The organism is Vallitalea sediminicola, from assembly GCF_054408565.1.
The window spans coordinates 1-222 of record NZ_BTPT01000177.1 but is presented as its reverse complement, the minus strand read 5'-3'; the positions used below and the strand labels follow the sequence as shown (position 1 = coordinate 222).

Here is a 222-nt window from a genome sequence, read left to right as displayed (position 1 = left end):
CTCTTGTAATTGCAAAAGATTGTTATGACAATAAATCTTTTGCAATTACAAGAGCACATAACCTTGCTTTTCTTTTAAATCTATCATTAGCAATTTTTAAACTATAATCGTCTATTGCATCAATTAAATAGTCCTCTGCTGATTGAATTAATTCATCAATATACTTGTCATGTTCGTTATAATCAACAATTAAATATTGCTTGGTTTCCTCTAAGGTTAGTA

The 222-nt window shown here is 27.5% G+C and carries 1 protein-coding gene; it reads right to left on the bottom strand.

What is annotated here, in order from left to right; translation table 11 throughout:
• Positions 1-22: 22 nt before the first annotated feature.
• Positions 23-222 (bottom strand): head-tail connector protein (locus ACX6CF_RS26325; protein WP_458788352.1); only part of this gene is annotated, 200 nt, incomplete at its 5' end.